Raw genomic sequence first — 10,693 nt, forward strand, 5'->3', positions numbered from 1 at the left:
CTACAGATTCTCCTGTACCTAATCTTTCGTTTAATGTTCTTGTTATTGCCGCTGTTAATGTTGTTTTACCGTGGTCAACGTGACCAATTGTTCCAATATTAACGTGTGGCTTATTTCTTTCAAATTTACCTTTAGCCATTTGAATTCCTCCTCAACATAAAATCAATAATGGAGCCTACGACCAGACTTGAACTGATGGCTTCTTGCTTACCATGCAAGTACTCTACCAGCTGAGTTACGCAGGCGCAGTATTCCTGTCTTTCATTCTACTATTTTACCTATATATTGTCAATCCCAAAATTAAGGTTTTTTATAAAAATTAATGCATTGTATTTTAATCAAAACTTTTACATAACTTTCACGCTATCACTGCACTATAGGATCTTCAAGACATTTTTCGACTTTGCGCTTCACTCTTTGAAGTGCATTATCAATAGATTTTACATGCCTACCCAAAAGCTCAGCTATTTCATGATAAGTTTTACCTTCTAAATAATAGGCTAGCACCTGACACTCTAATTTACTTAAAACCTCGCCAATCTTACACTCTATATCAAATACATTTTCTCTATTTATAACTAAATCCTCTGGATCATTTACCTGTATACTAGTCATTATATCCATCAACGTCCTATCTGATTCTTCATCAAAAATCGGCTTATTCAAAGAAATATAGGAATTAAGCGGAATGTGTTTCTGTCTAGTTGCCGTTTTTATAGCCGTTATTATCTGTCTAGTAACACATAAGTCTGCAAACGCACGAAAAGAAGAAGATTTATCTGCCTTAAAATCTCTAACTGATTTGTACAAACCAATCATTCCCTCTTGAATAATATCTTCCCTATCTGCTCCTATCAAAAAATACGATTTTGCTTTGGCTTTTACAAAATTTTTATACTTTCTAATAATATATTCAAGAGCTAAATCATCATTTTCCTGAGCTCTCTTTACAATTTCCTCATCAACCAAAACCCTATAATCAGCATACATAGTTGTGATACAACTTTCATGATAAATGTCCAAGCCCATGTGAGCATCGCCTCCAAAGTATTCGAAATTGTCTTAAAATTCACAACTTCATTATATACCACCGCTCATAGCTCGTCAAGAATCCATCAGCTTTTTTTGAGCATATTATTGAGTTTTTCTCTCAAATCATCATCAATTAAGTCTTCTAGTAATACTTCTTCAGATTTTTTAGAAACTTTTTTTTGTGTCTTTATCTCTATACGTTCCTTCATATTCTTGTATTGCAAATGCAACTCTCTTGCAGAAATTCTAGTTCCGCCTCTACCAAGAACCACTTGTTGCTCAACCCAATCAGAAGTCGCAACTTTTACCCTATAGTCCTTTCCCAGTTTATGCAATTGCTTTTCAATATATCTATCTGCCGTTTCACGTTCTTGAGTAAATACTATCTTTAAGCCTGATTTATTAACTATTTTTTCCTTTGCACCTCTTATCTTGTATGCATCGTACACAACTATCACTCTAACATCCATATACGCTTGATACTCTAGCATATATTCTTCTAATCTTTCTCGCGCTAAATCTAAAGTCATCTTAGATAATTGACGAAGTTCAGGCCAGTTATTTATGATATTATATCCATCTACAAATAAATATGATTCTTTTTTACTTGCCATTTTGCATCCTCTGCCTTACCACTTCATACATCAAAACAGAACCAGCAACAGAAGCATTTAGCGATGTAACAAAACCTTTTAAAGGAATTCTAACTATAAAATCACAAGATTCTTTAACCAATCGGCTCATACCCTTACCCTCATTTCCTATAACAAGACCCATAGCTCCAGTCATATCTTGCTCAAAGAATTGTTTTTCGCCATCCATATCAGCACCATAAATCCAGACCCCTTTTTCTTTTAAGCTCTGAATTGTCTGTACTATATTAGTAGCTTTTACTACAGGAATATGTTCTATAGCCCCAGCAGCTGTTTTTGCCACAACCTCTGTCAAACCGACAGCTCTTCGCTTTGCAACTATGACGCCGTGAGCTCCTGCACATTCTGCAGTTCGAAGTATAGCTCCTAAATTGTGTGGATCTTCTATTCCGTCTAATATTATTATAAATGGAGCTTCTCCTTTTTTCTCCGCTAATGCAAATATATCCTTCAATTCACTATATTGATGTGCAGCTACTTTTGCTATGACACCTTGATGGTTTTTGCCTTCTGCCATTTCATCTAACTTAGTCCTAGGAACATACTTTACTAATATCTTTTTTTCCTTCGCCATAGCAACTATTTGCTTTATAGACCCTTGTAGATTTCCGTTCACTATAATTAACTGATCTACCGGTCTACCCGTTTTAAGCACTTCAATCACTGCATTTCTACCATAAATAAAATTCAAATCTTGTTTCATGAAATCCTCCTAATTTTAATAATTCTCAAATTCTTTTCGAACACTTTCTATTTTTCCACAAGTCATTTTTCCCTCCGGACAAGGACCTTTTAAGCATTTAGGCCCAATATTGTTAAATAATATCGGAGCTTCTTTTCTAACTATTTTTAGCATTTCAACGGCTAATTGCCTTATTTCCCACTGAGCCCTATTACATGCTCTATGTTCAAAAAAATTAACCAAAGAACGAGCATTCATAGTAACTACAATTTTAGTTTCACAAGAATTTGGAAACAAGTATCTAGCATCTTCTATCGCCCTTTTTTCAAAAGCCATGTAGTTCCGCTTGTGTTTTTCCTTAACGTAACCCTTAGCGTCTTCAGCATTTTCTCCAATTTCTTTCAAATATTTTTCACAGTACTCTAAAAGCAAAAGATCAGTTATTCTATTATAATTTTCTTGGTCTCTTTTCATAGTCTCTACATAAATAGATTTAGCTTCTTCATTAGCTTCTATAGCAGGTGGCATTATATATTCAAATTGATCAAGCTTAACATAACGCTGCGACTGCTGAGAATAGCTAGCTATTCTATGTCTTACTAATTGATGAGTCAATACACGACTTACTCCCTCTATAGCAAAAGTGAAACTCACATGTTCTATCGGAGACTGATGCCCTAGTGACATTAGCATTTTCAAAAACTTGTTGATACTATCCTCGTCTAATTTTTGATTAATCTCGTCAATTCCTACCTTCGAATAACATAATTTTGCTGCTGATGCAATCACCTTTTCCGGCTCTGGTGTTGAAGCTATTAATTTCACTTTCATATCTAAACCTCCTAATCAACTACCGTCATATCTAGTACTTCTTTCAACCTATCGTCTCTCTTCTCCAAAAATAAAAAGCCAATAAGAGCTTCTAACGCTGTTGCATTTCTATAATCTGATAATTTAGCGTTCTTTGGTACTGAATAAGACTTTGCATTTCGGCCTCTTCTAACAATAGTTTTCTCTTCATCTGTAAGCTCTGATTCTATTCTCCACAATATATCAGATTGTGCCTTAGCTTTAACATAGTGGGTTGCTAATCTATGCAATTGATTCACCTTAGCATTTTTATTCTCTATAAGATAATTTCTTATATACATTTCATAAACCGCATCACCTACGTATGCTAATTGTAATGGTCCCATCATTTGAACTTCACGATTTTTCCATTCTTTATTTCTAAAAAGTTCCAAATCCAACACTCCTCTACGCTATCTCTTACATAACAAAAGCAGAGACTAGCTCTGCTCCTATTATACTCAAAAAATCATACTCTTGTCTATTTGATTCGTATTTCAAATCTATATTCTTCTCCAAGTTGTACCGTCTCTAGAGTCTAAAAGTTCTATTCCTCTAGCTTTAAGCGAGTCTCTAATTTCATCGGCTCTAGCAAAATTCTTATTTTTTCTTGCTGAAATTCTTTCTTCAATCAAGTTTTGTATTTCATCTTCCAAAACTTCATCTTTTCTCTGAAGTATAGCAAGAACGTCTGCCATTTCCATGTACAGTCCTAGCGTTTCCTTGATAAGTTCCGCCGCAGTATCTTTATCAAAATTTATATTTGATAATTTCACCAAATCAAACATAATGGAAATAGCCTCTGCCGTATTAAAATCATCTTCAAGACTAGATATAAATCTGTCTTTATATACAGAAAGTGATTCTTTAATTTTAATTTCTGAATCATTTAATTCTCTATTTTCTGCTTTTTCCAAGTGTTCTTCCATCAATTTTTTTCCATTTACCAATCTCTCATAAGCACTCTTAGACTGAAGGAAAATCTCTCTACTAAAGTTTATCGGTTTTCTATAGTGAGATGATAGCAAATAAAGTCTTAAAATCTCTAAATCAAATTCTTCCGAAATAGCACGAACAGTGAAGAAGTTTTTCTTAGATTTTGACATTTTAATATTGTTAGCGTTTATCATAGCATTGTGCATCCAGTAGTTAGCAAATGGCTTCCCATTGTGGCACTCACTTTGTGCAATTTCATTTTCATGGTGAGGGAATTGCAAGTCATCTCCACCAGCATGAATATCTATAGTTTCACCTAAATGCTTCTTTGCCATCACCGAACACTCTATATGCCAGCCAGGCCTACCATGACCCCAAGGACTCTCCCAATAAGGCTCTCCTGGTTTAGCTGCTTTCCAAAGCAAAAAATCCATAGGATTTTTCTTATCTTCATTTACAACTATTCTCGCACCAGCAACCAAATCTTCTATATTCTTTTTTGATAATTTGCCATAATCTTCTATCCTAGTAACATCAAAATAAACATTTCCATCTACCGCATATGCATATCCATCATTCTCTAATTCGCTTATAAATTCAACCATTTCTTCTATAGTCTCTGTTGCCTTCGGATGCATTATTTCGTCATCTTTTACATTCAAATTCGAACTATCTATCAAGTACTCATCAATATAGTGATCTGCTAGAGCTTTTACTGTAGTATCTTGCTCTTGCGCTTTAATAATAAGCTTATCATCTATATCTGTAAAATTAGATACATAATTAACTTTGTAACCTCTGTATTTAAAGTATCTTCTCATTGTATCAAAAACAATCATAGGTCTTGCATTCCCAACATGAATATAGTTATATACCGTTGGACCACAAACATAAATAGATACTTCGTTTTCTTTAATAGGAACAAACTCTTCTTTTTTTCTAGTCAAAGTATTATATAGTTTCATAATTTCAGCCTCCCATTTATTTATTCTAAAAATCAATAAACCCCGCCTCTACAAAGAGACGGGGTTAACCGCGGTTCCACTCTAATTGGATATTCCCACTTAATAGTTTTTAACGATTACCAACCGATGCTTCCTACTGAATTTCAAAAGCATAACTCAAGGGTGCATTTCTAAAAACAAGTATCCAAAACTTCTCTCAGCTAAACAAAGTTCTCTCTGTTAGACTAATTTTTATACTTCTCCCTATCTCCGTCTACATTATATTTTCTTCTACATACTTCATTCTATTTAATATTTTATCTTTGCCTAATACAAACAATACATCAACCAATTCTGGTCCATGAAGCTGTCCTGTAAGAAGCGCTCTAAGCGGCATAAATAAATTTTTGCCCTTTATACCAGTCGCTTTTTGTATTTTTTTAAATACAGTTCCCGCGAATTCTTTATCAACTTCATCTATTTCTGAAAGCTCAGATCTAAATGCTTCAAACAAAGCAGGAACCTGCTCTCCTTTTAACATTTCCGCAGTTTGCTCATCTTCCATCTCCACATTGTCATTAAAGAACACTTCAGCTAAATCACCAATTTGAGATAAATAAGACATTCTCTTTCTAACCGATTCTACCATCGATTCTATCCACTCTTGCTTTGACTCTATTTCTTCAGCTTTGATATATCCAGCCTCTACTAGGTACGGCGCACATAATTTTGACAAATAGCTTATGTCAGCTTCTCTTATATAGTGAGCATTCATCCAGTCCAACTTATTGTTGTCAAATACTCCGCCAGTTCTTGATACCCTATCAAATGAGAATGACTCAATTAATTCGCTCATTGAGAATATTTCTTGATTTCCCTCTGGGCTCCACCCAACTAGTGCCAAGTAGTTAACAAGCGCTTCTGGTAAATATCCTTTCTTTTTAAAGTCACCAACCGCAACATCTCCATGTCTTTTACTTAATTTTTTCTTTTCTTTGTTAAGCACTGTTGGTAGATGAACAAACTCTGCTGCTTTCCATCCAAGAGCTTCATACAAATACACATGCTTTGGTGCGGATGTCATCCACTCCTCGCCTCTTACAACATGAGTTATCCCCATCAAATGGTCATCAACAACAACGGCCATATGATAAGTAGGGAATCCATCTGTTTTAAGAAGTACTTGATCATCTATATCGTTTGTATTAATTGTGATTTCTCCTCTAACCAAGTCATGGAATGTGATGTCTTTATTTTCCGGAAGCTTTAATCGAACTACATAATCTTCTCCAGCTTCTATTCTTTTTCTAGCTTCATCCAAACTAATGTCTCTACAATGTCCATCATACTTAGGATCTTCTCCATTAGCTTTTTGCTTTTCCCTAACTTCATCCAATCTTTCCTTAGTACAGAAACAATAGTAAGCATGTCCACTTTCTAATAATTGATCTACGTATTTTCTATAAATATCAAGTCTTTCAGATTGAATGTATGGACCACATTCTCCAATCTGAACAACTTTACCTTCTTCAATTTTTACACCTTCATTATTTTCTATTCCAGCCCATTTTAAAGAATCATATAAATTCTCAATAGCACCTTCAACTAATCTAGTACGATCCGTATCTTCTATTCTTAAAAGGTAATCTCCATCGTTTTGCTTCGCAAACAAATAGCAATACAAAGCTGTTCTAAGACCACCAATATGCAACCAGCCAGTTGGGCTCGGTGCAAATCTCACTCTAACTTTTGACATGTTTTAACCTCCCAATAGCATAACATCTAATTTTTAACAAATTACATGCCGCTTCTTATACCTAGTTATTATATCGCATCAGCTATGCTCTATCAAGGTTTCTTATTAAATTTAGTGCCTTTTCATATGGGATTTCTTCTTTGACTCCCTTTCTCGAATCAATCCACTCAACTACACCATCTTTCGCCCCTCTACCTACAGTTAATCTATATGGCATACCCATAAGTTCTGCATCTTTAAATTTTGCTCCAGCTCGCTCTGCTCTATCATCAAATATTACTCTAACATTCTCATTTTTCAATGTTTTGTAAATGTTTTCTGCTAGCTCTCTTTGTTCATCAGATTTAGGGTTCACTAGTATCAAACTCAAATCGTATGGCGATAATACTTCTGGCAATACAAAAACATCTTCTTGCTTGGCTCTTTCTAAAAGTCCTTGAATAATCGACTCTGTATATATTCTTACAACACCATAGTTCATAGCCCTCTTCTTACCATTTTCGTCTAAGTAATTCAAATCCAATAACTCACCAAAACTTTGTCCATAATTTCTAGTTTCAAGAACTTTTATCCCCGCTTTGATATTTAATTGTCCTTCACATTTAAAACACTTGCTATCCGAGTTAACTTCTAACAAATCCTCTACAATTTCAGCTTCATAATCTCTCTCATAATTTACATTTTTTATATGATAATCTGTTTTATTTGCCCCTACCACAAAATTGTACATTTGAGTAACACTTCTATCAACTAATGTTCTAACTTCTTTTTTCAAATTGAGAGGCCCTGCAAATCCAACTTCTGCTCCTGTTATTTCTCTAACTACCTCTGCTTCAGCAAGTTCTAATCTATTTGGAGATATTTTCAAGTATTTAGCTAATTTATACTCATCTAGCTCTTGATCTCCAGGTAGTTCAACCATAACATATTCACCATCGGCACTATATATTAATGATTTTACAAATCTATACCCTTCAATTTTCAAAAATGATTCTAGCTCTTCTATAGTCTTTACATTAGGTGTATATATTTCTTCTTTTTCTTCAAAATCCTGAACTTTAGCTTTTGTATAAGGTTTTAATGAACTAGATTCACACGAATATCCACATTTTTCACAAGTTATAAAATTTTCTTCTCCATTTTCAATATTCATGTAAAGAGCATTATCTTCACGATACTCCAATCCATCTCCATCACCTTTTACCCAAACACAATCATCAGTTAGTATTGACTGCGTATTTCGGACAATTTCACCCATAATTTCTGTCAAACTCTCTTCATTTGGCGCAAATGCATAAATTTCATGATATCGCTGCTCTAATGCTCCAACCAAACTTTCTTTTAAATTCTTAGATTTTTTAGCTGTTTTTATTTTTGAAAAAAGAGTAAGAGGCAATTTTTTATACGAAGTTAACATTCCTTTTACTTGGTTTACTACAACTTCATCTCTTTCTAAACCTATAGCTAAATGACGATCAGAATTAATCACAAAAGTATCGTATTCAAATCTATATCTATTTCCTTTCATTCCTTCGTTACACAATATGCTAGGAAAGTATATTTCATTTGTACAATAATCTTCTAAACATTCTTCTAGATTCATCTCTAATTCTTTATAAATTCTATTTCCGTATGGCAGATATGAAAAACCACCGTGATATAATTTTTTTATCATTCCAGTTCTATACATGTGCTCTTGACTCAAGTAATCACTATCTGTGGTTACTTGCTTGAGCGTTGGTAAATACATTCTTGATAATCTCATATTTTGGCCTCCTCTTTTTAATTCTTGAATAACATTCAGGAATTCTAGTACTATTTTAAACCTAATGGAAAGTTTTGTTTTTGTCAATAATTCTTTTATTTTGTTTTTGCCTTGACAGGTTTTTTTTATCATGATAGAATAGGTTGCAAATCAATCAAATTAAAGACTTTGATGAGACCAAGTAATAAGTCAAGACTTACAGAGAGTAAAACCGTTTGCTGAGAGGTTTTGCAGTAACTAGCTTATGAAAACCCACCTCTGAGTCGAAGATGAAATAAATCTTATCGGTCGCATACCGTTATCTATGCTTAGAGATTGACCTATGTTTTTTCATAGGTTTAATTAGGGTGGTACCGCGAATTTTAACCTTCGTCCCTTTGTGGATGGAGGTTTTTTTATTTAGTCAAAAGTCGTATTATTAGTTTTAAGGAGGAATAAAAATGGCAAAAAACAACAACAAAGACAAGGTAAAAGAAATAACACCTAGAGACGTCGATTTTGCTCAATGGTATACTGATATTGTTAGAAAAACTGAATTAGCTGATTATTCACCAGTAAAAGGGTTTATGGTAATAAGACCTTATGGATATGCTATCTGGGAGAACATTCAAAAATTATACGATGCAGAATTCAAAGCATCTGGTCACAAAAACTGTTACTTCCCTCTTTTGATTCCTGAGAGTCTTTTGAAAAAAGAAGCTGAGCACGTTGAGGGGTTCGCACCTGAAGTAGCTTGGGTAACACACGGTGGAAACAGCAGATTAGGCGAAAAATTGTGCGTTCGTCCAACTTCTGAAACAATTATATGCCACATGTACAAAAAATGGTTAACATCTTGGAGAGATCTTCCATTCTTGTACAATCAATGGTGTAGTGTAGTTCGTTGGGAAAAAACAACTCGTCCATTCTTAAGAACATCTGAGTTTTTATGGCAAGAAGGACATACTCTTCATGAAACTGAAGAAGAAGCACAAGAAGAAACATTAAGAATGTTAAATATCTATGTTGATGTTGCTGAAAAACACATGGCAATCCCAATGGTTTGCGGTAGAAAAAGTGATAAAGAAAAATTTGCTGGTGCACATGCAACTTATACTATGGAAGCTCTTATGCACGATGGAAAAGCTCTACAAGCAGGTACTTCTCACAATTTAGGCCAGCACTTTACAAAAGCTTTTGAAATTTCATACTCTGACCGCGACGGTAATTTAGCACATCCATACCACACGTCTTGGGGTGTATCTACTAGATTAATCGGTGGTATCATAATGGTTCACGGTGATGACAACGGTCTAGTATTACCTCCTTCTATTGCACCTTACCAAGTAGTTGTGCTACCTATAGCTCAGCATAAAGAAGGCGTGTTGGATAAAGCATATGAAGTAAAAAAATCATTAGAAAATATAGGACTTCGTGTAGAAATAGATGCTAGTGAGAACTCTCCTGGCTGGAAATTTAATCAATGGGAAATGAAAGGTGTTCCAATTCGTTTAGAAATCGGACCTAAAGATATTGAAAACAATCAAGTAGTTTTGGCAAGACGTGATAATGGTGAAAAAATTAAAGTTTCTATGGACCATCTAGAAGCTAGCGTTGATGAATTACTTAAAACTATCCAAACATCTCTACTTGAAAAAGCAACTGCTGCTAGAGATGCAAAAACTAGTGTAGCTCTAAATATGGATGACTTTAAACAAGTTATGAACGAAAACCAAGGTTTTGTTAAAACTTATTGGTGTGGAGATCAAGAATGTGAAGACTGGATAAAGTCAGAAACAGCCGCTTCAATTCGTTGTATTCCATTCGAACAAGAAGATCTTGGCGGAGAACACAAATGTGTTTGGTGCGGTAAAGAAGCTAAGCATATGGTTTATATGGCAAAAGCATACTAAAATAATTAAAAGAGTTGGCGAAAAATATCGTCAACTCTTTCTTAGAGTCTGTCAAGTAATTGGTGTAAATATTCTGAAATTTAATATTTAAAGATTAGTCATAGCCCTAATAAAAGCTATGACTTTTTTGAATATCAATTTTGTATTTTTCAATTTGATTTATATAAATTTGTTCTCAGCAAAC

General features: G+C 34.2%; 10 protein-coding genes, 1 tRNA gene and 2 other annotated features. Of the genes, 1 reads left to right on the forward strand and 10 read right to left on the reverse strand.

The features are described from left to right. The 10 genes from N4A40_16155 to N4A40_16200 all read right to left on the reverse strand — a co-directional run. Positions 1-139: GTP-binding protein (locus N4A40_16155; protein MCT4663387.1), on the reverse strand; the 139-nt coding region annotated here is incomplete at its 3' end. A gap of 30 nt (positions 140-169) precedes the next feature. Further along, positions 170-245 (reverse strand) — tRNA-Thr (locus tag N4A40_16160). A 121-nt stretch (positions 246-366) separates the two neighbouring features. Beyond that, positions 367-1,029, reverse strand: coding sequence for an RNA polymerase sporulation sigma factor SigH (gene sigH, locus N4A40_16165; protein MCT4663388.1), 663 nt, complete (start codon positions 1,027-1,029; stop codon positions 367-369). Between the two features lie 86 nt (positions 1,030-1,115). Next, positions 1,116-1,646, reverse strand: coding sequence for an NYN domain-containing protein (locus tag N4A40_16170; protein ID MCT4663389.1), 531 nt, complete (start codon positions 1,644-1,646; stop codon positions 1,116-1,118). After that, positions 1,636-2,388: a 23S rRNA (guanosine(2251)-2'-O)-methyltransferase RlmB gene (gene rlmB, locus N4A40_16175; GenBank protein ID MCT4663390.1), complete on the reverse strand. Its 753-nt coding sequence runs from the start codon at positions 2,386-2,388 to the stop codon at positions 1,636-1,638. The genes N4A40_16170 and rlmB overlap by 11 nt, the downstream gene beginning before the upstream one ends. A 15-nt stretch (positions 2,389-2,403) precedes the next feature. Next, positions 2,404-3,198: an FAD-dependent thymidylate synthase gene (gene thyX / locus N4A40_16180; protein MCT4663391.1), complete on the reverse strand. Its 795-nt coding sequence runs from the start codon at positions 3,196-3,198 to the stop codon at positions 2,404-2,406. Positions 3,199-3,209: 11 nt separating this feature from the next. Further along, the gene (locus N4A40_16185; GenBank protein MCT4663392.1) at positions 3,210-3,611 is read right to left on the reverse strand and encodes a Mini-ribonuclease 3; all 402 of its coding nucleotides are present in this window, start codon (positions 3,609-3,611) and stop codon (positions 3,210-3,212) included. Positions 3,612-3,719: 108 nt separating this feature from the next. Then, complete coding sequence (cysS, locus tag N4A40_16190; protein MCT4663393.1) at positions 3,720-5,117, reverse strand: cysteine--tRNA ligase; 1,398 nt, start codon at positions 5,115-5,117, stop codon at positions 3,720-3,722. A 51-nt stretch (positions 5,118-5,168) separates the two neighbouring features. Beyond that, positions 5,169-5,376: a binding site (T-box leader), on the reverse strand. Next, complete coding sequence (gene gltX, locus N4A40_16195) at positions 5,371-6,852, reverse strand: glutamate--tRNA ligase (protein MCT4663394.1); 1,482 nt, start codon at positions 6,850-6,852, stop codon at positions 5,371-5,373. (Overlaps the previous feature by 6 nt.) 82 nt (positions 6,853-6,934) lie before the next feature. Next, positions 6,935-8,617 carry a His/Gly/Thr/Pro-type tRNA ligase C-terminal domain-containing protein gene (locus N4A40_16200; protein MCT4663395.1) on the reverse strand — a complete coding sequence of 561 codons (1,683 nt, stop codon included), beginning with the start codon at positions 8,615-8,617 and terminating at the stop codon, positions 6,935-6,937. Between the two features lie 159 nt (positions 8,618-8,776). After that, positions 8,777-8,997: a binding site (T-box leader), on the forward strand. 60 nt (positions 8,998-9,057) lie between these two features. Between N4A40_16200 and proS the strand changes: the two genes are divergently transcribed. Then, a complete protein-coding gene (gene proS / locus N4A40_16205) occupies positions 9,058-10,509 on the forward strand; it encodes a proline--tRNA ligase (protein ID MCT4663396.1) in 1,452 nt (483 codons plus the stop codon). Positions 10,510-10,693 lie beyond the last annotated feature (184 nt).

The sequence above is a fragment of the Tissierellales bacterium genome, assembly GCA_025210965.1.
Taxonomy (GTDB): domain Bacteria; phylum Bacillota; class Clostridia; order Tissierellales; family JAOAQY01; genus JAOAQY01.